This window comes from Pseudomonas sp. ADAK7, assembly GCF_012935675.1.
Taxonomy (GTDB): domain Bacteria; phylum Pseudomonadota; class Gammaproteobacteria; order Pseudomonadales; family Pseudomonadaceae; genus Aquipseudomonas.
In genome coordinates, this window is record NZ_CP052861.1 from 6,532,334 (window position 1) to 6,555,355 (window position 23,022).

At 60.1% G+C, this 23,022-nt stretch carries 21 protein-coding genes; 9 read left to right on the forward strand and 12 right to left on the reverse strand.

From position 1 onward, the window contains the following. Positions 1-19 precede the first annotated feature (19 nt). Both HKK53_RS30060 and HKK53_RS30065 read left to right on the forward strand, forming a co-directional pair. The gene (locus HKK53_RS30060; protein ID WP_149660139.1) at positions 20-505 is read left to right on the forward strand and encodes a glutathione peroxidase; all 486 of its coding nucleotides are present in this window, start codon (positions 20-22) and stop codon (positions 503-505) included. Further along, positions 502-963, forward strand: a complete 462-nt coding sequence (locus tag HKK53_RS30065) for a MarR family winged helix-turn-helix transcriptional regulator (RefSeq protein WP_169373755.1) — start codon at positions 502-504, stop codon at positions 961-963. Before HKK53_RS30060 ends, HKK53_RS30065 begins: the two co-directional genes overlap by 4 nt. Here the strand turns inward: HKK53_RS30065 and HKK53_RS30070 are convergent. After that, positions 947-3,268, reverse strand: a complete 2,322-nt coding sequence (locus HKK53_RS30070) for a hybrid sensor histidine kinase/response regulator (RefSeq protein ID WP_169373756.1) — start codon at positions 3,266-3,268, stop codon at positions 947-949. The genes HKK53_RS30065 and HKK53_RS30070 overlap by 17 nt on opposite strands. A 154-nt stretch (positions 3,269-3,422) precedes the next feature. Between HKK53_RS30070 and HKK53_RS30075 the strand changes: the two genes are divergently transcribed. Together HKK53_RS30075 and HKK53_RS30080 are read left to right on the forward strand one after the other, a co-directional pair. After that, positions 3,423-4,313 (forward strand): ATP-binding protein, encoded by an 891-nt coding sequence (locus HKK53_RS30075; RefSeq protein ID WP_169373757.1) that lies wholly within the window; start codon positions 3,423-3,425, stop codon positions 4,311-4,313. Beyond that, on the forward strand, positions 4,310-4,792 hold the full coding sequence (locus HKK53_RS30080) for a GAF domain-containing protein (protein WP_169373758.1): 483 nt from the start codon (positions 4,310-4,312) through the stop codon (positions 4,790-4,792). Before HKK53_RS30075 ends, HKK53_RS30080 begins: the two co-directional genes overlap by 4 nt. On the opposite strand, the gene HKK53_RS30085 is transcribed toward HKK53_RS30080, so the two are convergent. The 8 genes from HKK53_RS30085 to HKK53_RS30120 form a co-directional block, all read right to left on the reverse strand. Beyond that, positions 4,793-7,741 (reverse strand): HD domain-containing phosphohydrolase, encoded by a 2,949-nt coding sequence (locus HKK53_RS30085; RefSeq protein ID WP_169373759.1) that lies wholly within the window; start codon positions 7,739-7,741, stop codon positions 4,793-4,795. It lies immediately after the preceding gene. A gap of 49 nt (positions 7,742-7,790) precedes the next feature. Continuing rightward, entirely contained in the window at positions 7,791-11,435 is a 3,645-nt protein-coding gene (locus tag HKK53_RS30090) for a transporter substrate-binding domain-containing protein (protein ID WP_169373760.1), read from the reverse strand. 8 nt (positions 11,436-11,443) lie between these two features. After that, the gene (locus HKK53_RS30095; protein ID WP_169374312.1) at positions 11,444-12,070 is read right to left on the reverse strand and encodes a response regulator transcription factor; all 627 of its coding nucleotides are present in this window, start codon (positions 12,068-12,070) and stop codon (positions 11,444-11,446) included. 494 nt (positions 12,071-12,564) lie between these two features. Beyond that, positions 12,565-13,896, reverse strand: coding sequence for a deoxyguanosinetriphosphate triphosphohydrolase (locus HKK53_RS30100; RefSeq protein ID WP_169373761.1), 1,332 nt, complete (start codon positions 13,894-13,896; stop codon positions 12,565-12,567). 68 nt (positions 13,897-13,964) lie between these two features. Next, entirely contained in the window at positions 13,965-15,128 is a 1,164-nt protein-coding gene (locus HKK53_RS30105) for an EAL domain-containing protein (protein ID WP_169373762.1), read from the reverse strand. Positions 15,129-15,253: 125 nt separating this feature from the next. Then, positions 15,254-15,595 carry a hypothetical protein gene (locus tag HKK53_RS30110; RefSeq protein ID WP_149660148.1) on the reverse strand — a complete coding sequence of 114 codons (342 nt, stop codon included), beginning with the start codon at positions 15,593-15,595 and terminating at the stop codon, positions 15,254-15,256. Continuing rightward, positions 15,592-15,981, reverse strand: a complete 390-nt coding sequence (locus HKK53_RS30115) for a phage holin family protein (RefSeq protein ID WP_133838234.1) — start codon at positions 15,979-15,981, stop codon at positions 15,592-15,594. Before HKK53_RS30115 ends, HKK53_RS30110 begins: the two co-directional genes overlap by 4 nt. Before the next feature lies 1 nt (position 15,982). Next, a complete protein-coding gene (locus HKK53_RS30120; RefSeq protein ID WP_169373763.1) occupies positions 15,983-16,297 on the reverse strand; it encodes a DUF883 family protein in 315 nt (104 codons plus the stop codon). A 306-nt stretch (positions 16,298-16,603) separates the two neighbouring features. Between HKK53_RS30120 and HKK53_RS30125 the strand changes: the two genes are divergently transcribed. Continuing rightward, positions 16,604-17,812 (forward strand): ammonium transporter, encoded by a 1,209-nt coding sequence (locus tag HKK53_RS30125; protein WP_169373764.1) that lies wholly within the window; start codon positions 16,604-16,606, stop codon positions 17,810-17,812. On the opposite strand, the gene HKK53_RS30130 is transcribed toward HKK53_RS30125, so the two are convergent. Beyond that, positions 17,809-19,521: a cation:proton antiporter gene (locus HKK53_RS30130; protein WP_169373765.1), complete on the reverse strand. Its 1,713-nt coding sequence runs from the start codon at positions 19,519-19,521 to the stop codon at positions 17,809-17,811. The two genes, HKK53_RS30125 and HKK53_RS30130, sit on opposite strands and share 4 nt — an antisense overlap. A gap of 212 nt (positions 19,522-19,733) precedes the next feature. Here HKK53_RS30130 and HKK53_RS30135 point away from each other — a divergent pair, with 212 nt between their 5' ends. From HKK53_RS30135 to HKK53_RS30145, 3 genes are all read left to right on the forward strand, one after another. Next, positions 19,734-19,991, forward strand: a complete 258-nt coding sequence (locus tag HKK53_RS30135) for a glutaredoxin family protein (protein WP_169373766.1) — start codon at positions 19,734-19,736, stop codon at positions 19,989-19,991. A 132-nt stretch (positions 19,992-20,123) separates the two neighbouring features. Continuing rightward, positions 20,124-20,444 carry a transcriptional regulator gene (locus HKK53_RS30140; protein WP_149660152.1) on the forward strand — a complete coding sequence of 107 codons (321 nt, stop codon included), beginning with the start codon at positions 20,124-20,126 and terminating at the stop codon, positions 20,442-20,444. A 72-nt stretch (positions 20,445-20,516) separates the two neighbouring features. Continuing rightward, positions 20,517-21,407 carry a pseudouridine synthase gene (locus HKK53_RS30145; protein WP_169373767.1) on the forward strand — a complete coding sequence of 297 codons (891 nt, stop codon included), beginning with the start codon at positions 20,517-20,519 and terminating at the stop codon, positions 21,405-21,407. A gap of 80 nt (positions 21,408-21,487) precedes the next feature. Here the strand turns inward: HKK53_RS30145 and HKK53_RS30150 are convergent, their stop codons facing one another. Both HKK53_RS30150 and mobA read right to left on the reverse strand, forming a co-directional pair. Further along, a complete protein-coding gene (locus tag HKK53_RS30150; protein ID WP_169373768.1) occupies positions 21,488-21,709 on the reverse strand; it encodes a YgdI/YgdR family lipoprotein in 222 nt (73 codons plus the stop codon). A gap of 76 nt (positions 21,710-21,785) precedes the next feature. Further along, positions 21,786-22,388 carry a molybdenum cofactor guanylyltransferase MobA gene (gene mobA, locus HKK53_RS30155; RefSeq protein WP_169373769.1) on the reverse strand — a complete coding sequence of 201 codons (603 nt, stop codon included), beginning with the start codon at positions 22,386-22,388 and terminating at the stop codon, positions 21,786-21,788. 81 nt (positions 22,389-22,469) lie between these two features. Between mobA and moaB the strand changes: the two genes are divergently transcribed. Next, positions 22,470-23,009 carry a molybdenum cofactor biosynthesis protein B gene (moaB, locus tag HKK53_RS30160; RefSeq protein ID WP_133838225.1) on the forward strand — a complete coding sequence of 180 codons (540 nt, stop codon included), beginning with the start codon at positions 22,470-22,472 and terminating at the stop codon, positions 23,007-23,009. The last annotated feature ends 13 nt before the right edge of the window (positions 23,010-23,022 follow it).

The window sequence follows — 23,022 nt, forward strand, 5'->3', positions numbered from 1 at the left end:
TATATCTGGAACCCCAATCATGAGCGACAACCTGCTGAGCATCCCGGTGACCACCATCAAGGGTGAACAGAAAACCCTGTCCGACTTCGCCGGCAAAGCCGTGCTGGTGGTCAACACCGCCAGCAAGTGCGGTTTCACCCCGCAATACAAAGGCCTCGAAGCACTGTGGCAGACCTACAAGGATCAAGGCCTGGTGGTGCTCGGCTTCCCCTGCAACCAGTTCGGCAAGCAGGAGCCGGGCAATGAAGGGGCAATCTCAGAGTTCTGCGAGTTGAACTACGGGGTCAGCTTCCCGCTGTTCAAGAAGATCGACGTCAACGGTTCCGACGCCCATCCGCTGTTCGTGCAACTGAAAAAACGCGCGCCGGGCCTGCTGGGTTCCCAAGGCATCAAGTGGAACTTCACCAAATTCCTGATCGGCAAGGACGGCCAGTTGGTCAAGCGCTTCGCCCCGGCCACCAAGCCGCAGGACCTGAGTGCCGAGATTGAAGCCCTGCTGAAATGAACTCCTTGTCCGCCGATTCGTTAAAGCTCGACAGCCAGTTGTGTTTCAAGCTGTATGCCGCTTCCCGGGCGGTAATCCGTGGCTACAAGCCGATGCTCGATCAGCTTGGCCTGACCTACCCGCAATACCTGGCGATGCTGGTGTTGTGGGAATGGCAGGAAGCGGCGCCGGAGCAGCCAACCGTCAAGGCCTTGGGCGAACGCCTGGCGCTGGATTCCGGCACGCTCACGCCGTTGCTCAAGCGGCTTGAGCAGCTGCAATTGGTCCAGCGTCAGCGTTCGGCGCGGGATGAGCGTGAAGTGCACCTGAGCCTGACGCCAGCAGGCCTTGCCTTGCGCGAACAGGTCGGGCCGCTCAAGGCGCGCCTGCTCTGCGACAGCGGCGTTGACCTCAACCGCTTGAACGAACTGCGCGAGGGCCTTGATCAGTTGTTGGGGCAGATCAAAGCACTGGCGTAGTCGGTATCCACATATCGAGCAGGGCGGCCAATTCTTCCCGGCGGAAGGGTTTGGCCAGGTAGTCGCTCATGCCCGCCGCACGGCAGCGCTCGCGTTCTTCGGACATGGCGTTGGCGGTCAGGGCAACAATCGGCAGCTGTGGCCAGCGTCCGCTGCGGCGGATATGCCGACTGGCTTCGTAGCCATCCATCACCGGCATGTTGCAGTCCATCAGCACCAGATCGAACTCACTCAGTTCCAGTTGATCCAGGGCTTCGGCGCCGTGGGCGGCGACGATCACCTCGCAGCCGAGTTTGCCGAGCATGCCTTTGGCCACCAATTGATTGACCGGGTTGTCCTCCACCAGCAGTACCCGGCCGCGGCGTTGGGGGGTGAGGGCGTCGAGGCGCGCGTCGTTGATCGTCGCGGTGTCCGGTTGCAGGATCCGGCGCAACGTCTGGTACAACGCGTTACGGGCCAATGGCCGCGCCTGTTGCTGCAACGGCGCCAGGGCTGCGGCTTCTTCGCTGGGCATGAAACTGCCGTAGGCCGTCACCAGCAGGATCGGTGCGCTGAGCGTGGGACGCAGGCCGAACAGGCATTCCGGGCAGTCGGTGATCAACACATCCGGTTCCAGGCCGAGCAACGAGTCCTCGATGGAGCGCTGCTGATAGTCGAGTCCCCACAACGGCAACAACCCTTTCAACAGTTCCGCCAGGCCGCTGCTGGCCGCCGTAATCGCAATGACCTTGCCCTGCAACGGTTGGGGGACAATGGCGCGGGTGTGGCTCGGCAGCGGCAGGTCAGCGCAGAACTGGCTGCCGAACCCGGCTTCGGAACTGATCGTCAGCCGTCCCTGCATGGCTTCGCAGAGGTTGAACGTCAGCGCCAGGCCCAGCCCGGTGCCGCCGAATTGCCGGGTAATGCCGGCACCGGCCTGGGTGAAGGGCTGGAAGATTTTCACCTGCGCATCCTGGGCAATGCCGATGCCGGTGTCGCAGACCTCGATGCGCACGCCATCTTCAAACGTCGATAGCCGCACATCGACCCGCCCGAAACGGGTGAACTTGAGCGCGTTGGACAGCAAGTTGCTGACAATCTGCCGGACCCGGGTCGGGTCGCCCAGCACCAGCGCCGGAAATTGCGGATCGATCAGGCAGGCGAGTTCGACGCTGGGCGCGGCGTTCTGCGACAGCAGGTTGGCGGTGTCCTCGATCAGCGAGCCGAGGTCGAATGGAATGTGTTCGAGCTCCAGCTGGCCGGCATCGAATTTCGACAGGTCGAGAATATCGTTGAGCAGCTCCACCAGCACCTTGCCCGAATCATGGGCGATGGACAGCTGTTGCTGCTGCTCGGCATTCAGCGGGCCGTCGAGCGAGAGCGCGATCATCCCCAGCAGGCCGTTGAGCGGCGTGCGGATTTCATGGCTCATGTTGGCGAGGAACGCCGAGCGCGCTTCGGCCATGTCCAGAGCGGTCCGGCGGGCGGCTTCCAGTTCTTCATTGGACTGGCTGAGCCGGGTGTTGATCGCCTTGAGTTCGGCGGTGCGCGCCGAGACGATGTTTTCCAGTTGCCCAAGGTAATCGGTCAGGCGGTTTTCGGCGTTGCGCCGTTGCTGGATTTCGGTGGCGATGTTTTCGAACTGCTGATTGGCGACCTTGACCAGCACGCCGATTTCATCGTTTTCATGCCCCGTCGGGTACTCCAGCCACGTCGGCTCGGCGCTGCGCGGATCGCGGCCGCTGAGTTCGCGAATGACCCGCACCAGTGGCTTGGTCAGCATCACGTAAAACAGCGCCAGCAGGATGCCGGTGAGGATCAGGCTGCGGGCGAAGCCGTTGAGCAACGTCACTTCAGCCCGGCGCAGGAAACGGCTGCCGAAGGAATACGTGTCGACCTCCAGCTGCAAGGTGCCGAGGGATTCGTCGGGCAAATGATCGAGGAAGAGGCGGTCTTCGAACTGGCGGTTGGCGCCGAACAGGAAGTCGCTGATCAGTCGGTAACCGCTTTGCAGGCCCTGGCGTTTGACGCTGGCCAGCACGGTATTGTTGTTATCGGTCAGTTGCGCGCTGATGATCGCCGGCGAGCGCAGCAGGCCCATGGTCAGTTCCTGGGCGAGTTCGGCGTCGATGTTGTAGGCGATGCGTGAGGCCGGGTTGTGGCTGATTTCCAGCAAAGACAGTATTTCACGGTTGATGGAGGCGTCTTCGCTGGCATAATCGATGCCTATTTGCACCAGACTGAGCAAGGTGCCCAGTATGAAACCGACCAGCACAGTGAGCCGGGCCTGTTTGTATGAAAGCCGGTGGGTGAACTTGATATCCATAGGGTGTTGAACCACTTCCGTTTCCCTTCGCTGCTCAAGCATAGTCGATCATGCATGGATACCGATGTTCCCGCGCCGCCCCTGTTTGAGGGGGCCGGTTAGTGTAAGTTGCCGTATCACCATCATTACTGTGAAACGTGCCCGAGGAGAAGACGTGGATTCCCGATTGAATGCTTTTCTTGAACGCGCCGATGCCGTTCTGGCCCGTATCGAACCCTTGCTGCCGGCCCCTCGGCAAACCATCGACTGGGTGCATTGCCTGGCCGCACGCTGGCAGCGTGAGGGCCGCAGTGGTTTTCTGTTGCCGCTGCAAGTCAGCCTCGACACCCGTTTGACCGACCTGATCGGTGTTGATCGCCAAGTGGAACAGTTGGGGCGCAATACCCAACAATTCATCGACGGCATGCCGGCCAACCACGCGTTGCTCTGGGGCTCGCGCGGCACTGGTAAATCGTCGCTGGTTCGCGCCTTGCTGGCCGAGCATCACGAAGCCGGTTTGCGCCTGATCGAGATCGAACGCGATCACTTGGCGGACTTGCCGCGTATCGTCGAGCAAATCGCCAAGCTGCCCCAGCGTTTCGTGCTGTTCTGCGATGACCTGTCGTTCGAATCCGGCGAAGGTGATTATCGCGTGCTGAAAAGCGTGCTCGACGGCTCCCTCGAACAGGCGCCGGACAACGTGCTGCTGTACGCCACCTCCAACCGTCGCCACCTGGTGCCGGAAAAGGAAAGCGATAACGAAAACTGGAAACGCGTGGACGGCGAACTGCATCCCAGCGAGGCGGTGGAAGACAAGATCGCATTGTCGGATCGATTCGGGCTGTGGCTGTCGTTTTATCCGTTCACTCAAGAACACTTCCTTAATGTCGTCGAACACTGGATCGGGCAACTGGCCGACAAGGCCGGCCTGGCCTGGCAGCGCGACGAGGAACTCGACATTCTCGCCGTCCGTTGGGCCACAGGCCGGGGCAATCGCAATGGCCGTTGCGCCTATCAATTTGCGCGTTATTGGGTCGGGTTAAAGCTGTTGGAGCACAAGGCATGATCGATTTGAAACAAAGCGGCCAGGGCCTCGAAGGCTACGGGATGCTGTGGGCGCAACTGGAATCCTTGCTGGCGGACGAGCGGGATTTCATCGCCAACGCCGCGCAATTTTCCGCGTTTCTGTTCAACCAGCTCGATGACCTGAACTGGGCCGGTTTCTACCTCAATCGCAACGAAGAACTGGTGCTGGGTCCGTTCCAGGGCCAGATCGCCTGTGTGCGAATTCCGTTCGGCCGCGGGGTGTGCGGGGCGGCAGCCGCCACCTTGCAAACCCAGTTGGTCGAGGATGTGCATGCGTTCCCCGGGCATATCGCCTGCGACAGCGCCTCGAACAGCGAGTTGGTGGTGCCACTGGTCAAGGATGACCGACTGATCGGCGTGCTGGATCTGGACAGCCCGAAACTCGCGCGTTTCACCACCGACGACCAGGCCGGTATCGAACGACTGGCCGCGATTTTCCTGCGCCTGACCGATTGCTGATCACGCCCGCAAGCCTGCCTTGACCAGCAGGCTTGCCGGGTCCACCGCGTCGATCTGTTTCGGGTCGAGGAACTGCTCGGCGTACTGCCGGTAAATCTGTTCGTTGATAAACAGCCCGAACAACTCAGGGTCGATATGGGCGTCACGGCACATCGTCGCCATGATGCCCAGCGCTTCGCTCAAGGACTTGGCTTTCTTGTAGGGGCGATCGGCCGCGGTCAGTGCCTCAAAAATATCGGCAATCGCCATCATCCGCGCCGGCAGGCTCATGTCTTCGCGCTTCAACTGCTTGGGATAACCGGTGCCGTCCATTTTTTCGTGGTGGCCGCCGGCGATTTCCGCGACGTTGTTGAGGTGGCCGGGGAAGGGCAGGTGGCTGAGCATCAGGATCGTCTGCACCATGTGGTGATTGATGATGTAGCGCTCTTCGCGGGTCAGGGTGCCACGGGCAATGCTCAGGTTATAGAGCTCGCCGCGATTGTATTTGTGCTGCGGCACATCGAGTTTGAAGCCCCAGGGATTGTCTTGCGGGATCAGTTCGCCTTCGGCGCGCTCCAGCAAATGTTCGGGTTTGTCCGCCAGCAACGGTTCACTGACCGGCAACGTCGGTGCCGGCGTACGGGCCTGGCGACGGTTCTCTTCCCAGGAAACCCCCAATCGATCATCCAGGGTTCGGGTCCAGGTCCGCTGAGCGATCAGGTTCAGGCGCTGGAGGTCGGCCTCAGCCATCGCCTCGCCGCCCAGATTACAGCGGGCGATAAAGGCGAAGTCATCGTCCAGACCTGCGAGGTTGGCGTTGCGCAATTCGGCCAGGTGATGTTCATCGCCACCCAGGGCGATGGCCTGCCAGTAGTTGATCCAGGCATCGCGTTTGAGCACTTCGAAACGGGTGCGAATTTCGTGGATGCGATCGTTCAGGGTTTCCAGCTTGGTGGCCTTGTCGACCACATATTCGGGCGTGGTGACCTTGCCGCAATCGTGGAGCCAGGCTGCGATGTGCAAGGCTTCCCATTCATCTTCGGTGGGATGGTAGCCGCTGAACGCCGGTGCCTGACTGGCCGCAGCCGCCTGGGCCAGCATCAGGGTCAGCGCCGGTACGCGCTGGCAATGGCCGCCGGTGTAGGGGCTCTTGGCGTCGATCGCGCCGGCCAGCAGTTGAATGAAGGCATCGAGCAGCTGTTTTTGCTTGGCTTGCAGACGCTGGCTTTCGATACTCACCGCCGCCGCGCCGGACACCGCTTGCAGGAAGGCGATGCGATCCGGCCGGAGTTTTTCCAGGTCGCTTTGGTTGCCGCTGTCGGCCAGCAGCAGAATCAGCAGGCCGACGGTTTCGTTATGCCGGTTGCGCAGGCGAATGCCGATCAGGTGCACCCGCGGGCTCTGCATGGCGAGCAAGACTTTCTGCAAATCCCCCGCTTGTTCGTAGCCCAGGTTGGCAACCACGTTGTCGGCATTCGCCAGTTGTAGCAACCACGCCGGGCTCTGCGGGTTCTGCAGTTCGTGGCCTTGAATGGCGAATGACGGCAACGGCTGGGACTCACCGTTGAGGACCAACCCGTGGGGTTCGATGCGCTCGCCGTCACCTTCGCGCAGGTAGATCAGGCCGGCCTGGGCCTGGGCGATTTTCACCGTTTCAAAGAGTACCCGTTGCAGCAACGGCGCGAAGCGGGTTTCGGCGCACAAGCTGTCGGTGATCTGGAAAAAACTGCCGAGGGTGTCCTTCATCCGCGCCATCGACAGGCTCAATTGATCGACTTCCAATACCGGCGAACGGCGGCTGACGGGAAAGTTGAAATCGAAACTGCGAATGGCATCGGCTTCCTTCACCAGCGCATGCAGCGGTTTGACCAGGATCCGCGATGTCAGCCAGCCCATCGGCAGGCACAGCAGCAACGTGGCCAGGGTAATCAACGCTCCTTGCCAGCGCATGCGGTAGGCATCGACGAGCAATTCATCCTCGGGCACCAGCAGTGCCATTTGCAAACCCTGCGGGCCACCTTCCTGCATGTGGCTGCGGGCGACGATCCACTGCCGGCCGGCGACGTCCAGCCGATTGCCTGCCGATGGGCTGGCGAGCAGGGTGCCGAGGGCCGGACTCAGGTCGGCGACTTTGCTCAGGCGGGCGGTTTGGTCGTCGATGATCAGTTTGTCACTGTCCGGGTAGGCAATGGCATTGCCTTCGGCATCGAACAGCACGATCTCGGTGCTCGGGGTCACCACGTGTTTGGCCAGGGTTGCGGACAGCTCGGCCAGGGTCAGGTCGGCGCCCATCACCGCACCGTCGCCGCTGCGTCGGGCCAGGGTGGTGCCGACGTTATGGGTGGAGAAAAAAACGTAGGGCTCGGTGGTGATCTGGTCAGCCTGCGCGCGAGCGTTGGTAAACCAGGCGCGGGTTCGCGGGTCATAGGTTTCGTCGGGCGTGTCCTGGCGGCTGATGAGGTTCAGGGCCTGGTCGTAGAACAAGGATTGCGAGGCGACTGGATTGCCGCTGGCAGGGTGCTCGATGCTCCATACCTGATAGGCCGCCGTGTCGGGGGCTTTGAGCTGCGCCTTCAACGCCTCGGTGCGCAGCGGGCGGACCATGAAAAAGTCGCCATTGGCGTAGCCCAGGTACAACGAGGCCAGGTTGGGGTTGTCCTTGAGCGATTGGCTGAACGGCTTGAGCAGCGCCAGTCGTTGCTCAAGGTTCGGGGCCTGGGTCGCTGGCGTCTCGGCCAGCAGGCTCAGCAGATGGCGAATCGGTTCATAGGTGGCCTGCAGGTCCAGGCGTACATCCTGCTCGATGCGGTTGAAGAGCTTTTCACTGCTCGAAAGTATGATCTGCGTGGTCTGCCTGTAGTTGAAAATGCCCAGCACCACACCGGTCAGCAGTAACAGGAAGGTGAACATGACGCTGATATGCACATGCAGGGGAAACCGGCGCTGATCCGGGCGCAGTGGGCTGGGCATTACGGGGCTCTCCATAGTGGTAAACGCACTGCTCAGCGTCCAAGCATAGTTAAGGTGCCACCCTTTTGCCGTTGTCGTTGCGGTCAATCTGATGCAGGAATGCCTGCTCCAGTTCGAGCATGACCTGGTTCATGGTTTTTATGCAGAGGGCGATGTCATCCGCGGGCGCTGCGTCATGGCAGGCTTGTTCAAGGGCCTGGCAACACTCAATCAATCGGTAAGCCTGGGCGATGCGGGCCGCCCCTTTGATTTTATGCGCGACGTCGATCAATGCCTGGCGGTTCTCAAGCCCGGATAAGCCCAGCAGCTCCTGGCGATCCAGGCGGTTGCTGCTCAGCAGTTCGGCCAGCAGGCGTCGGGCCATTTCCGGATTGCCGCCGGTCAACATGTCCAGCCCTTCCAGATTGAACACCTGCTCGCGGACTGCCGGCCTGATGCCTTCGACCCATTGGCTCAACGCCGTCAGGCTGAGGGGTTTGAACAGACAATCGTTCATCCCGGCTTGCTTGCAGCGCTGGATTTCTTCGGGCTGGGCATTGGCGGTAAAGCCGAGGATGGTGCAGGGGGAGCGTTGTTCCAGCTGTTCCTGCTGGCGGATGGTGCAGGCCAGGTCGTAACCATTCATGATCGGCATGTTGCAATCGACCACCACCAGATCGAATGGCTCGCGCTGCCAGGCTTCCAGTCCCGCACGGCCATCATCGGCACCGGTAAAGCGATGCCCCAGGTATTCCAGCTGTTGGCACATGAGCAGGCGATTGGCGGGATGATCGTCGACCACCAGCACGCTCAAGGACGCGCCGCCGGTGAGGATGACGGGCTCGACCCGGTCCTTTGCCGGCTCCGGTGGCAGCGTCGGCAGGTACAGTGAAATGCTGACCAGGGTGCCCACCCCGGGCTGGCTGCTCAGTTGCAGGCTGCCGCCCATCATTTCGCACAGACTGCGACTGATCACCAGGCCAAGCCCCGCGCCGCCCCTGGCCAATTGTCCGGTGTTTTCGACCTGGGCAAAGGGCTCGAACAGGCGCTGCTGATCCTTTTCGCTGATGCCGACTCCGCTGTCCTGGACTTGCACTTGCAGCCGCGTTCGCTCGGGTTCATCACCTGGCAGCAGGTCGACGGTAATCCGGACTTCACCCTGTTGCGTAAACTTGATGGCATTGCTGAGCAGGTTGGACAGCACCTGCTTGAAGCGCAACGGGTCGAGCAGCACATCGACAGGCGGGTGCGGTGGATTGAAGGCCAATGCCAGGCGAAGATTTTTTTGCCGGGCCAGCCCGTCGAAAATCCGCATGACCGAGGCGACGATTTCTCCCGGATTGACCCGCTCGGGGCTCAGGCTCAGGCGCCCGGATTCGATCCGGGCAATGTCGAGAATGTCGCCGATCAGGGCCAGCAAGTCTTTCGCCGAGCTGTACGCGGTTTCGATCGCGGAGCGATCCTGGCGCCCTTGGTCCATGCGCTTGAGGGTCAGTTCCAGCATGCCGATCACCGCGTTCATCGGCGTGCGGATTTCGTGGCTCATGGTCGCCAGGAAGGTACTCTTGGCCCGGTTGGCTTCATCGGCCTGCTCCTTGGCGGCCCGCAGTTTGTCGAACAGTTGTCGTCGTTCGCTGATATCGACCCAGCCGCCGATGATGCCTTGTACTTCACCGCTCGAATCACGGTAGGGGAGAATCCAGTGATAGATCGTCAGCCGCCGGCCACCGATGTGCAGCGGGCGATCGAGGATCAACGGTGTGCCTTCGTTCACGACCCGTTGATAATCAGCCTGATACTCCCGGGCTTCGAAGGCATTGCTCATCTTGCCCTGCATGACGCTTTTGCCGATCACGTCTTCGCGTTTCGCCTGGAAAACCTCCAGATAACTGTCGTTACAGCTTTGCAGCAGCCCCTGGCGGTCACGCACATAAATCGGGTGAGGCGTGCCGTTGACCAGCGAGCGCATGAACTCGAACTGATCGTTCAGCGCTCGCTCGGCCGCTTTGCGTTGGTTGATCTGGCGCCGCATCCAGGCATTCCAGGCCATGGAAATCAGCAGCAGAAAACTGGCAGCGGCAACGATCTGATAGAACACCCGGTGAAAGTTGTTCCAGGTTTTTTCCGACGCTGCCGAGTAGCCACGCCAGCGGCTGTTGATCACGCCCAGCTCTTCCGGGGCAATGCTCAACAGCGCTTTGTCGATGATCGAACTCAGCTCCGTGGCGCCACGGGCCGTGGCCAGGGAGAACGCCGCTTGCCGGGTGCCGATGGTGGTGCTGATCTGCAGTTTGTGTTCGAAGATGTGCGACGAAATAAAGTAGTTGGCGATGACCAGTGAATTGACGGCGCCTTCTACCTGACCCTCGGCGAGCAGTTCCACGGCGTGAAAGGTGTCCGGCGTTTCAATCAGGTGAACCCGTGGAAATTCGCGGCGCAAGTAGTCCACCAGCGGATTGCCCTGGGCGATGGCCAGGCGCTTGTCTTGCAGTTGCGAAAGGTTGGTCGCGCTGTCGGCGGATTTGCGCGTCAGCAGCACAAAGGAGTTTTCCAGATAGGGCCGACTGAAATTCAACTGGGCCTGGCGTTGGGCGCTGGGGAGCAGCGCGGCAATCAAGTCCGCCTGATTGTCTTTGATTCGCGCGATCATTTGATCATCGCCGCGGCTGCGCTGGACCTCGAAGCGCAAACCGGTACGCAGTCGGATCAGCTCCAGGAGGTCGGCGGTGACGCCGCGAAAATTGCCGTCGCTGTCGAAAAACGTCAGGGGTGCAAACGCTTCGTTGACCACCACGCGCACCACCGGGTGTTGCGCCAGCCAACGCTGCTCGCGGTCAGTCAGTTGCAGTTTGTGATCCGTCAGCAGGATGTCGCTGCCGGCACTCCAGCGTTTGGCGATGTTGTCCCGTTCGCTGGAGGGGATGGCCGTGAGGATGGCGTTGACGATCTGCAGCAGTTGCGGATTGTCTTTGCGCACTGCAAAGCTGAAACCATGAGCTTCGTGTTTACCGAAGTTGGCCATGCGGACGTTGTTCAGGTATCCCTTGTTGATCATGTAGTGGGTTGAAATGGTGTCTCCGAGGAAGACGTCCGCCTGGTCGAAGGCCACCGCATTGATTGCATTCTGGTAGGACGGGTAGTCGATGACGAGCGCATTCGGGTACAGCGCCTTCACTTCCTCCAGCGGCAAGTAGTGATACACCATGCTCAGTCGCATCCCGGCGAGGCCATCGGTCAGCGATCGGGTTTCGCCCTCGCGTGTCACCAGCACCGGCTGATCCACGGCATAAGGCGCAGACAGCAGGATGTCGGGGTTTTGGGCTTCGAAGCCATTGGCGGTACCGAGCAGGTCGATCTCTCCCTGTTGCAGCGCCTTGATGGCGGCCTGGCGTGAAGCGTAGCGCTGGACCTTGACCGGCAATCCCGTGGCCTGCCCGAGAATCCCGGCGTAATCAGCGGTGAAACCCTCATAGTCACGGCCGCTGACTGTCAGGTCGAAAGGGGGATAGTCCGGGGCGGATGTGCCCAGGATCAGTTCGCGCTTGTTCTGTGCCCATTGACGTTGTGGTTTATCCAGTTGGACTTCCAGGTGTCCACCGGTTGAGCGACTGAGCAGGGCGTAGTTCTCGACGGTGGTCGATGCTGCGCTCACTGAGGTGCTCAGACATAAGCCTGCACTTAATGTTATTAGATAGTCCTTTATGCGACTGGGCATCCTGTCTCTCACACTAACGCGTTACGTTTTGCCATCTCGATGAGCGCTACCAGGGATTTGGCCTTGAGTTTTTGCATGAGGCGTTTCTTGTAAGTGCTGACCGTCTTGTTGCTCAGGAACATGCCTTTGGCGATTTCCTTGTTGGTGCGTCCTTGAGCAAATAGTTGCAAGACCATCAGTTCCCTGTCGTTGACGGACTTGAACAGTTCCAGTTCGGCGTAACGCGCATCATCCGGGCGCACGGGGTTCAAGGCCTGGCTCGGGAAGTAGTTGTAACCTGATAGTACGGCCTTGATGGCGCTCATCAATTCACTGAGGTCTTCCTGTTTGCATACATACCCCGAGGCGCCGGATTGCATGCAGCGAATGCCGAACAATGTCGGGCATTGCTCTGTCAGCACCAATGTTTTCAAGGGTGTGCTCATTGCATTGAAACGGGAGAGAACTTCCAGTCCATCCAGCTTTGGAATGCTGATGTCGAGAATGATCAAGTCGGGCATGCATTCACGAACCATCTGCATGGCATCGACTCCATTATCGGTTTCGCCCACGACTTTATAACCCTCATGCTCCAGCAACATCCGCACCGCAAGGCGGATAACGGGGTGATCGTCGACAATAAAAACGGAGTTCATAATCAAGTCCCATACGTGCGCGAATAAAGCGCGCACCTTAGCTCAGTTAATTGAGAGGGCACATGAACGGACGGGGCTGTAGTGGCAATATAGGACTTTTCCTACAAATGAAAAAGAATGGGGCTACGTATCAACTGGGTTTTGCATAAGGAATGTGAAAGTTCTGATTGTGTAATCAGAAAAGGGTGCGGCTTACTGCGTAAGTAATACGTGGTAGTTGATTGCGCATGATAAGTGTCGGGAGTTCGCTCGTTTTTATGTGACGGCCGAGGTCAACAGTTTTCTAAAGTCGGATTGTTTCATCGGCTTGGTCAAGCATCCCGGCAACGGCGATCGATGTTGGCTGGCTTGCCGTTCAAGGTCGTTCAGTTCAGTCGATGTCAGGCTGCTCCGCGCTCCTCGCAGGGGATTGTGCGGGTGTTGAAATGGCGTTGAAGGCCGGACACCTTCAATCAGCCGGTCAGAAGCGTCTGACACGGCTGATTCTGAGGTTGTTATCCGTGGATTGAGCGGCCAGTCATTTCCTGGGCCATCTCACTGGCATAGCTGTCGGTCATGCCAGCGATGAAATCAATCATGCGCAGAAACGAGGTATGCAACGGGCCGTGGGGATCGGGCGCGTTGTTACCCAACAGGTCCAGTACCCGGCGGCTCTTGAAGGACGGCGTGCGCCCGTTGTGCTGTTCCAGCGCCGCGCCGCAGAAGGCGTTGAGGAGGATTTCCAGCGTGGTGTAGGCGCCGATTTCATGCAGCGTCTTGCGCTTGTCCTGGAAGATCTTTTTGCGCGCCATGTCTTTTGCATTCAGCACGCAGCGCTTGGCCGGACCGTGCATGTGTTCCACCAGATCGCCGGGCAACGTGCCGGCCAGCAACGCGTCCTGTTGCTCGACGAAGGCGCGGGCGGCGGCGTTGGTCAGGTGTTCGATGGCCTTGCCGCGCAGGATCGCCAGTTTGCGTCGGCGCGAATCCTGCGGGCCGAGCAGGCGATAGGTCTCCGGAATGTCGTCGCCCACCAGGTCCAGCAGCAGGGACTCGACTTCGGCGTATTCCAGCAGGTCCATCTCCAGGCCGTCTTCAAGATCGATCAACGCGTAGCAGATGTCATCGGCGGCCTCCATCAGGTACACCAACGGGTGGCGCGCCCAACGCTGGTCTTCCAATTGCGGCAAGCCGAGTTTGTGGGCGATCTGTTCCAGCAGCGGCAATTCGCTCTGATAGCAGCCGAACTTGTGCTTCTTGTAGCCCAGGGAGTCGGCGTGCTTGGCGGTCCACGGGTATTTCAGATAAGTGCCGAGGGTGGCGTAAGTCAGCCGCGTACCGCCATCGAACTGGTGATATTCCAGTTGCGTCAATACGCGAAAGCCTTGGGCATTACCTTCGAAGTTGAGGAAGTCGTTGCGTTCGACCTCGCTCATGCCATCCAGCCAGCCACGCCCGGCGGCTTGCAGGAACCAATGCCGGATCGCGTCTTCGCCGGAGTGACCGAACGGCGGATTGCCGATGTCATGGGCCAGGCAGGCTGATTGCACCACCATCCCCAGGTCGCTCGGTTCGCACCAGTCGGGCAGGGCGCTGCGGATGGTTTCGCCGACGCGCATGCCCAGGGAGCGGCCAACACAACTGACTTCCAGCGAGTGGGTCAGGCGCGTGTGGATATGATCGTTACTGGACACCGGATGGACCTGGGTCTTGCGCCCCAGGCGGCGAAACGCACCGGAAAAAATGATGCGGTCGTGGTCTTTGTGAAAAGGGCTGCGGCCGAGTTCTTCCGGGCTGTGCACAGGCTTTCCGAGGCGTTCGCGAGTAAGCAGGGTTTGCCAATCCAAGGCTGGTTCTCTCCGTCAAGGGACTGATGGCCCAGTGTCCAGTCTCGCATCAGTGCCTGCAAGCACAACTAGAGCCCGGCAGCGTCGATATCGATGAGCAGCAGGCGCTCGCCGTTATCGAAAAACTGTCCGGCGGTGAGGCAATACTGGTTGCTGGTGGCATCGCGGTAAGTATTGGAAAGGGTCAGCCGGCGTTCATCCCAACCCTCGGCCAGCAGGTGATAGAAGTACGGCCTCCATGACCAGTTGTGGCCCAGGTAACGGTTGTCGGCCTCCCAGCGGTTGTTGCGCCATTCGAGGTTAGGCGTCAGTTGCGTGCCGTGGCGGTCGCATTGGTAGAAGCGCAACAGCCAGGGAAAAGCGTCCAGATGCGGCAAGGCGCTGAGGGGCGCGCGGGTCTGCGCCCAGTTCTGCAGGATCGCCATCAGTTCGGTGAGTTGCCGGCGCATGACCATCAGTTGCCCGCGTTCAATCAGTTTGCGCTGAACGTAGCGTTGGCGCAGTTGCGCGAACTGCGCGACGAAGGCGTCGGTGGCAAAGAAATCGCTTTGCGCCCGGGCGAACAGAAAACCCTGCACATAGCGCGAACCGCACTCCAGGGCGAAATCCAGCTGTGCTTCTGTTTCCACCCCTTCGGCGATGATCCAGCACCCGGTTTTCTCGGCCATCAGCGCCAGGGCCTTGACCACTTCGCTGCTCGGCCCGCCCAGTGCGGCCGCCTGGAACAGACGCATGTCGAGCTTGAGAATGTCCGGTTGCAAGGCCAGCACGCGATCGAGTTGCGAATACCCGGCGCCGAAGTCATCGATGGCGATCCGGGCGCCGGCCTGGCGATAGCGCGCCACCACATCAGCCAGGCGTTGGCTGTCGCCACCGAGTTCGGTGATCTCGAAGACAATGCGTTGCGGATCGACCCCATGCCTGGCCAATTGCTTGAGGCTCGGCAACGCCTGATCCGGGCGCAAGCGGCTGATCCAGCGCGGCGACATGTTCAGGCTCAGAAACCATTCCGCTGGGGCCTCATGCAAACGGCTCAGAGCGTTATCGCGGATTTGCCGATCAAGGCGACGCAAGGCGATGGCGGGGGTTCGTGGGTCGGCGAACAGTGGTCCCACCGAGGTCAGTTGACCATCGGCCTGGCGCAGTCGACCCAGGGCCTCGACGCCGGCGATACGCCCAGTAGCGGTATCGATGAACGGCTGAAAGCAGGCGAGCGGTTGCCCGTCGATCACGAGGCCTCCTTAGTAAGGTCTTGTTTTTGGATAGACCCGGCGCCAGGTAGGCACGCAGGATTGAACCCCTCGATAAAGAGGTTCATCCCGGTGGTATTGCAAGAATGCAGCCAGATAAGGGGTGATCAGGGTTTACGCGAGGAACCCTGCATCACCAGTTTGATCAGCGGCCCGAGGCTGGTGCCCAGTTGAACCAGGCGGGTCACGCTGCTGACGCCGCCGCTCTTCGCACCCTTGCCGGTCAGAAAACCCAGCAGGGTCACAGCGGCCATGCCCCAGAGCGGAGCGTGCTTGATGCCGAAACCATCTTGCAGGTTTTGCGTCATCCCGCGCACCCGCTGCAAAGGTTGCAGCAGTTGCCGGGATTCCTGGCGGATTTCCTGGCGGTGCATTTCCATGCGCAGGCGGATCAGCGCCTTGCGCATTTCCGTGCGCGAACTGTTGTGAGGCAATTGAGGCAGGCTCATGGCAGCAGGCGCTCCCGGTCGTTGGCCAATTCTTCCAGCGTACCGTGGAAGGGCGAGGACTCATCGAACACGGCCGCTTTGAGCCGCATCCCGCAAAAAATCGCAGCCAGGGTGTAGAACACGCAAAGCCCGATGATCGCGGCCAGGCGATAGGTGTCCCAAAACAGAATCAACACCAGCGTCGACAACCCCACCAGCAACAGCAAGGCAAACACCAGCGCCAGGCCTGCAAACAGCAACAGGCTGACGGTGCGGGCTTTCTGTTCCTGCAATTCAATGCCGAACAGTTCGACATGGCTGTGCAGCAACCCTAGAAATGCCGCACCCAGCCGCCGCGAGGAAGCGCTTGTGCCCGTCGCGGACGGGCCGGATTCGCCGATAGACATATCAGCGCCGCGTGGCCAGCAGGCCAATCAGGAAGCCCACGCCAGCAGCGATCCCGACTGACTGCCATGGGTTGGCCTGCACATAATCTTCGGTGGCGGTGACCGCTGCCTGGCCGCGCTGGCGCAGAGAGTCTTCAGTCAATTTCAAGGTCTCCCGGGCACGCAGCAGGCTGTCGTGGATCTGTTCGCGCAATTCATCGGCCTGATCGCCGGCGATGGACTTGGTGTGTTCCAGCAACCGTTCGGTGTCGCTGACCAGGGTTTGAAAATCGTTCATCAGGATTTCTTGAGCAGTCTTTGCCTTGATGCTGGCCATGGGTGGATCTCCGTAAGTGGCTTCTGATGCGTTCGAGTATGAGCCTTGGGCGAAGGTTCAGTACAAATGACTGGTACAACTTTTGCTATGACATGGTGCGTCAGCCTGCGCCGTTGCGCTGTTGCTGGGCATGATTTGAGCAAAACCATAACTCAAATAATCAAAACCCGCGCAAAGGTCGTGACCTTGTGCGCCAAAGCGGTTCATTGGAATCAATGCGTTGGTTCCCATAGGTCGCAACTTGGTGCATGGATTGCCTGCGCGAACTGCTTTGGTGCTTTTTTAGCCTTCAGGTCTGCCAACCCCATGGAAAATCTGCAAAGCGCTGTGGACAGTCTGGTCCATAGCTCCAATACGTTGTTCATTTTGATCGGTGCAGTCATGGTGCTGGCCATGCACGCCGGGTTCGCGTTTCTGGAAGTCGGTACGGTTCGACAAAAGAATCAGGTCAATGCCTTGTCGAAGATCCTCAGCGACTTCGCCATTTCGACCCTGGCCTATTTCTTTATAGGCTATTGGATTTCCTACGGCGTCACTTTCATGCAACCGGCGGCAGTGATCAATGCCGATCACGGTTACGCGCTGGTGAAGTTTTTCTTTCTGCTGACCTTTGCCGCGGCGATCCCGGCGATCATTTCCGGCGGCATAGCCGAGCGTGCGCGCTTCGTCCCGCAGTTGTGCGCGACCGCATTGATCGTGGCGTTCATCTATCCGTTTTTCGAGGGCATGATCTGGAACGGCAACTTCGGTTTGCAAGCCTGGTTGCTTGAGCATTTCGGCGCCAGTTTCCATGACTTTGCCGGCTCGGTGGTGGTCCACGCCATGGGCGGTTGGCTGGCGCTGGCGGCGGTGCTGTTGCTCGGGCCACGCAACGGACGTTATCGCGACGGTCGACTGGTGGCGTTCGCGCCGTCGAGCATTCCGTTCCTGGCCCTGGGCTCGTGGATTCTGATTGTCGGCTGGTTCGGCTTCAACGTCATGAGCGCGCAGACGTTGCAAGGCGTCAGCGGCCTGGTGGCGGTGAACTCGTTGATGGCCATGGTCGGCGGCACCGTGGCGGCGTTGATCGTCGGGCGCAATGACCCGGGCTTCCTGCATAACGGCCCGCTGGCCGGGCTGGTGGCGATCTGCGCCGGTTCCGATCTGATGCACCCGGTGGGCGCGCTGCTGACCGGTGCAATCGCCGGGGTGTTGTTCGTCTGGTGCTTTACCGCGGCCCAGGGCAAATGGCACATCGATGATGTGCTGGGCGTGTGGCCGTTGCATGGTCTGTGCGGTGTCTGGGGCGGGATCGCTTGCGGCATTTTTGGTCAGACGGCTTTGGGTGGTCTGGGTGGTGTAAGTCTGATCAGCCAGTTGATTGGCACTTCGCTGGGCGTGATCGTGGCGCTGGCCGGTGGCTTTGCGGTGTATGGCACGATCAAGGCATTCCATGGTTTACGCCTGAGCCAGGAAGAAGAGTATTACGGCGCGGATTTGTCGGTGCACAAGATCGGCGCCGTGAGCCAGGACTAGTTCTCCTCATCTTCAGCACCGGGGTAAAACCGGTGCAGCAGGCTATAGCGGTCATGCCGGACTTGGTCCACCCGTTCCTGGACCTGATGCGCGGGCAAACCGAGCATGATCAGCGCATGGGAGGCGAGCATCAGGCTCGACTCCAGCAACTCCGGCACCACTTCATTGGCGCCGGCCGCTTTCAGTTCGGCCCACTGACTGTCGTCCCGGGTGCGCACCAGGATCGGCACGCTCGGGTTGAATCGGCGCGCTTCCTTGAGGATCAGCAGCGCGATATCGGTCTGGTCCACCGCGATCACCAGCAACCGGGCGCGTTCCAGCCCCACCGCGGCCAGCAACTCGCCGCGCCGTGAGTCGCCGTAATGCACGCTGCTTTCGCCGGCCGCAGCCTCCTGGACTCGCACCGGGTCATTGTCCAGGGCGATGTAGGTTTGTTGCGCGTTGTGCAGGAACCGTGCGATGGATTGCCCCACGCGACCGTAACCGCAAATCACCACATGGCCATGCAGGCCGGCGTTGAGTGCGCTGATTTCTTCGAGTTTCGCTTCTTCGTTGGGCTTGCGGTGCAGGCTGGCGGCGATACGCGGCGCGGCGCGCAGCAACAACGGCGTAACCAGCATCGAGCAGAAGGTCGCCGCCAGCAGCAGGCCACCGAGGTCGGCGGGCATCATCTTGTTCTGCTGCATCTGCGCCATCAGGGCAAAGCAGAACTCGCCGCCTTGAGCCAATGCCAGGCCGCTGCGCCAGGCTGTCTCGCCATCACTGCCGCGCCATTTGACCAGCAGGGCCACCACGCTGCCCTTGATCAGCAACAGCCCGAGGGTCAGGCCGAGGATGAGCAAACCGTGTCTGGCAAACAGCTGCAAGTCGATCAGCATGCCGATACTGACGAAAAACAACCCGAGCAGGATGTCGCGGAACGGACGGATATCGGCCTCGATCTGATGCCGGTAATGGCTTTCCCCCAGCAGCATGCCGGCGAGGAAGGCACCGAGAGCAGGGGAGAGGCCGAGCAGATGGGTGAGCCAGGCGGTCAGCAGGACAATCACCAACGCCAGCAGCACGAACAGTTCTGCGGAGCGGGACGCGGCAACTTCGTGGAACAGCCGGGGCAGTAACCAGCGACTGGCCAGCAGCAGGCCGACAAACAGCAGCAGGGTCTTGGCCAGTGTCAGGGGCAGCGCCCAATACCAGGCTTGATCGCTGCTGCCGGCGAACACCGGCACCAGGGTCAGCAGCAACACTGCGACCACGTCCTGGAACAGCAATACGCCGATGGCATTCTGGCCGTGGCTGCTGAAAATCTCCCCCAGGCTGCCCAGCTCCTTGCTGACGATGGCCGTGGACGACAACGCCAGACCGGCCCCGAGCAACAAGGCCGGGGTGACCGACATGCCGAACAGCATCAGCAAGATCCCCAGCAGCATCCCGGAAATCAACACTTGCAGGCTGCCAAGTCCGAACACCACCCGGCGCAGCGCGAGCATTTTCGACAGGGAAAACTCCAGCCCCAGGGAGAACAACAGGAATACCACGCCCAACTCGGCGAGGTCCGGGAGTTCGTCACTTTCGTTCACCCAATCGAGCGCCGTGGGCCCGACCATCAGCCCCACGCAGAGGTAACCCAGCACCGGCGGCAAGCGCAGGCGCCGGAACAGGGCAATGACCACCAGGGAGGAGGCGAGGATGATCAGCAGATTGGCAAACACTAAAAACTCCGGTGACGGGTTCGGGCAACCCAAGCGTAGAGGCAAAAAAGGCCAGAGCATCGCGTAAACGGCATTCAGGGGAAATGATATGCATCAGGAAATTGCCGAAACTTTTTGAAATCGACTGGCGGGGCGTCCCCATGCCTGCGCTCATTGGCCCGACGGCTTTTGTGGGCCTAGAATGAACCCTTACTTTATCGGGTCTGTTTGTCATGCCTCCTGAATGTCAGCTGTTCGGCACCCTGGGTTGCCATCTCTGTGAAGTGGCCGAAGAAGAACTGATGCCCTTGGTCGAGCACGGTCTGTTGGTGGAGTTGGTGGATATTGCGGAAAACGAGGATTGGGTCGAAGACTACGGCCTGCGTATCCCGGTACTGCGACGCATGGATACCGGGGCTGAACTCGATTGGCCCTTCGACGCCGCTCAGGTCGTCAGGTTCTTGGATTTAGAGAATTCCCACTTATCGTAGTGACATGTTCATCCATTGGCGAAAAACAGGTTATTCGGTTACTGTATGTTCATACAGTTATTCGGATTGCCTGCCTTGCATCCTCCTATTCCGGATTTGGCCAGGTGATCCCGCTAGTCAGAGGGATGAACCGTGGTCAATGTCGAACAATTGAAGAACAGCGTGAACCGGATGTCGATCGACGTGGTGCGCGAGGCGGTGATCGAGCTGCGTCTGGATGGCCTGGTCACCGAAGGCAAGACCCCCTTCAACAAGCTGCATTTCAACACCTGCTTCGCCGAAATCGAAGCCTTGTTCCAGCGCGCGGGTTATCACCGGCAACTGGATGTCGTGGGTTATCAGGGCTTGATGTATGCGCTTTACGATCCCGGCCGCTGGGAAGCGGTGGATGTGTTGCGCTGGCTCAAGGAGTTCACCGAGGCGGCTGCGCGGGCACAGTCGATACCGGCGTGAGGATTCTGCGCTAGGTTCGTTCCGGTCACTGCTGGATAATGCCGCCCTGCATTGAGGGTTAGAGTTTTTCGTATGTCCACTTCATCGTTTTCCGCTGCACACAGCCAGGCCAGCACGCTCTACCTGCCGCCTGGCTCGTGGCAGACCGTACTCGATTGCCTGTGCGAACATTTTCGCGCGATCGGTCGTGAGCAATGGCTGGACCGGATCGCCCGTGGTCGGGTCCTTGATGGCCAAGGGCAGCCGATTACCGTTGGCCTGCCGTACAAGGAAGGCCTGCGGATACACTATTTTCGCGAGGTGCCGGACGAAAAACCGATCCCGGTGATCGAGACGATCCTTTACGCCGACGAACACCTGGTGGTCGCCGACAAACCGCACTTTCTGCCGGTGACGCCCGCTGGCGAATACGTGGAGCAAACCCTGCTGCGGCGGCTGATCCGCCGGTTGGATAACCCGCATCTGGTGCCTTTGCATCGCATCGACCGGCATACGGCGGGGCTGGTGCTGTTTTCAGCCAATCCCCAGACGCGTTCGGCGTATCAGTCGCTGTTTCCGACGCGGCAGATCGAGAAGCGCTACGAGGCCATTGCCCGGGCATTGCCTGAGTTGTCCTTTCCGCTTGTGCATAAAAGCCGATTGGTGGATGGCGAACCGTTCTTTCGCATGCAGGAAGGGCCGGGCACCAGCAACACCGAGACAGCGGTCGAAGTCAGGGAGAAAAACGGCGAGCTCTGGCGTTACGGGCTCTACCCGGTGACCGGCAAGAAGCACCAGTTGCGGGTGCACATGACGGCGTTGGGCGCCAGTATCTGCAATGATCCGTTCTATCCGCAGGTGCTCAAGGATGTCGAGGATGACTACGCCAACCCGTTGAAACTGCTGGCCCAGGGGCTGCGTTTTGTTGACCCGGTTACCGGTCAGGAGCGTAGCTTCGAGAGCACCATCACCTTGCAGTGGTGATCGCTCACCGCACTTTTCTCCAGCCATGAAAAAGCCCGCTTGATAGCGGGCTTTTCTGTATCCGGTTATAGCCGCGAGGATTACAGATCCTTAACGGTACGCACCTGATCCTTGTTCACGCGGGTGTGCTTGCCGTCCAGCTGTTCGAACTCGTAGAAACCCGACTCTTCATCGTATTTAGGCTGGTCGACGGCCTGGATTTCACGACCGTCATTCAAGGTGATCACTGTTGGCGATGAGCAACCGGCGAGGGTGGCGAGGCCCAGTGCGAGCATGAAAGTGGCGAGGGTCCGTTGAGTCATGAGTGTGTCTCCGATATGAATTCTTTTGGTTACTGAGCTTGTAGACGTATGCAACGCGTGCAAGTTCCTTCTCGTGTCAGTCTGACACACTGTTGTGTGCACTTAACAGTTCCGGTGTGTTCAGGTTGGCCAATCGAGGGTCATTATCGGGGCATTGCAGGGCGGTGGCGCCCAGTTTCCGCATGATTCGGCCCGGACTGCGTTCACCCTCGTTCCAGGCATTTTCGAACGCCTCCGAAAGAGCCACGGGGATAACGCATAGCAGCGGTTCCCAATGATCGCCGTGGCGCAGCATCAACGGTTTTTCCGGATGCTGTGCGGCGGTCTCGCGCATGCCTTGCAACAGGGCGTCGTCGATGCGCGGCACATCGCAGGGCAGGACCAGCAGATGGGAATGGCGGGCGGCCTTCAGGCCGGCACGGATACCGGCCAGGGGGCCGGGGAAACCGGCGTGATCATCAACCACCAATTGGTCGGCATAAGGCGCGTAGGTTTCCTGGTTTCTGTTGCAGGAGATGATCAGGTCATCGCTCAGCGCGCGGGTCTTGCGATGCAGATGCGCAATCAGCGGTTCGCCATGCCACTCGATCAGTCCCTTGTCCTGGCCGCCCATGCGCTGGCCGCGCCCACCCGCCAGGAGCAGAATTGAACAGGGGGGCAACGATGTATTGGAAGTCATGGCAGCTCTCCATGGGGGCGGCGAAAAAATGAGGCGCTGTGATATAACACCGGGCTGTTTCCCCTACAACTGGACGAGCCTATGAAAGCCAAGGCTGATGTACCTTTCGCTCCGCTCAACATCGCGGTGCTGACTGTCAGTGATACCCGGACCCTGGAAACCGACACCTCCGGCCAGGTCTTTGTCGACCGCCTGGGCGCTGCCGGGCATAACCTGGCGGCGCGGGTGCTGCTTAAAGATGACCTCTACAAAATTCGCGCGCAAGTCGCCACCTGGATTGCCGACGACGTAGTTCAGGTGGTGTTGATCACCGGTGGCACCGGGTTCACCGGCCGCGACAGCACGCCGGAAGCCGTGAGTTGCCTTCTGGATAAGCAGGTCGACGGATTTGGCGAGCTGTTCCGGCAGATTTCCGTGGCCGACATCGGCACCTCGACCGTGCAGTCCCGCGCACTCGCCGGTTTGGCCAACGGCACGCTAGTGTGCTGCTTGCCGGGTTCGACCAACGCTGTGCGTACCGGATGGGATGGCATTCTTGCCGAGCAGCTGGATTCGCGGCACCGTCCGTGCAATTTCGTCCCTCATCTGAAACAGGCGGCACCCTGTGAATCCCGCGGGTAAGCCCGGCAAGACC

Excerpts from the sequence above, each read along its gene's own strand:
- HKK53_RS30085 (WP_169373759.1), bottom strand. The coding sequence starts at position 7,741 with ATGCCCAGCCCACTGCGCCCGGATCAGCGCCGGTTTCCCCTGCATGTG.
- HKK53_RS30150 (WP_169373768.1), bottom strand. The coding sequence starts at position 21,709 with ATGACTCAACGGACCCTCGCCACTTTCATGCTCGCACTGGGCCTCGCC.
- mobA (WP_169373769.1), bottom strand. The coding sequence starts at position 22,388 with ATGACTTCCAATACATCGTTGCCCCCCTGTTCAATTCTGCTCCTGGCG.
- HKK53_RS30110 (WP_149660148.1), bottom strand. The coding sequence starts at position 15,595 with ATGAGCCTGCCTCAATTGCCTCACAACAGTTCGCGCACGGAAATGCGC.
- HKK53_RS30120 (WP_169373763.1), bottom strand. The coding sequence starts at position 16,297 with ATGGCCAGCATCAAGGCAAAGACTGCTCAAGAAATCCTGATGAACGAT.
- HKK53_RS30095 (WP_169374312.1), bottom strand. The coding sequence starts at position 12,070 with ATGAACTCCGTTTTTATTGTCGACGATCACCCCGTTATCCGCCTTGCG.
- HKK53_RS30065 (WP_169373755.1), top strand. The coding sequence starts at position 502 with ATGAACTCCTTGTCCGCCGATTCGTTAAAGCTCGACAGCCAGTTGTGT.
- moaB (WP_133838225.1), top strand. The coding sequence starts at position 22,470 with ATGAAAGCCAAGGCTGATGTACCTTTCGCTCCGCTCAACATCGCGGTG.
- HKK53_RS30115 (WP_133838234.1), bottom strand. The coding sequence starts at position 15,981 with ATGTCTATCGGCGAATCCGGCCCGTCCGCGACGGGCACAAGCGCTTCC.
- HKK53_RS30080 (WP_169373758.1), top strand. The coding sequence starts at position 4,310 with ATGATCGATTTGAAACAAAGCGGCCAGGGCCTCGAAGGCTACGGGATG.
- HKK53_RS30145 (WP_169373767.1), top strand. The coding sequence starts at position 20,517 with ATGTCCACTTCATCGTTTTCCGCTGCACACAGCCAGGCCAGCACGCTC.
- HKK53_RS30060 (WP_149660139.1), top strand. The coding sequence starts at position 20 with ATGAGCGACAACCTGCTGAGCATCCCGGTGACCACCATCAAGGGTGAA.
- HKK53_RS30090 (WP_169373760.1), bottom strand. The coding sequence starts at position 11,435 with ATGCCCAGTCGCATAAAGGACTATCTAATAACATTAAGTGCAGGCTTA.
- HKK53_RS30070 (WP_169373756.1), bottom strand. The coding sequence starts at position 3,268 with ATGGATATCAAGTTCACCCACCGGCTTTCATACAAACAGGCCCGGCTC.
- HKK53_RS30125 (WP_169373764.1), top strand. The coding sequence starts at position 16,604 with ATGGAAAATCTGCAAAGCGCTGTGGACAGTCTGGTCCATAGCTCCAAT.
- HKK53_RS30135 (WP_169373766.1), top strand. The coding sequence starts at position 19,734 with ATGCCTCCTGAATGTCAGCTGTTCGGCACCCTGGGTTGCCATCTCTGT.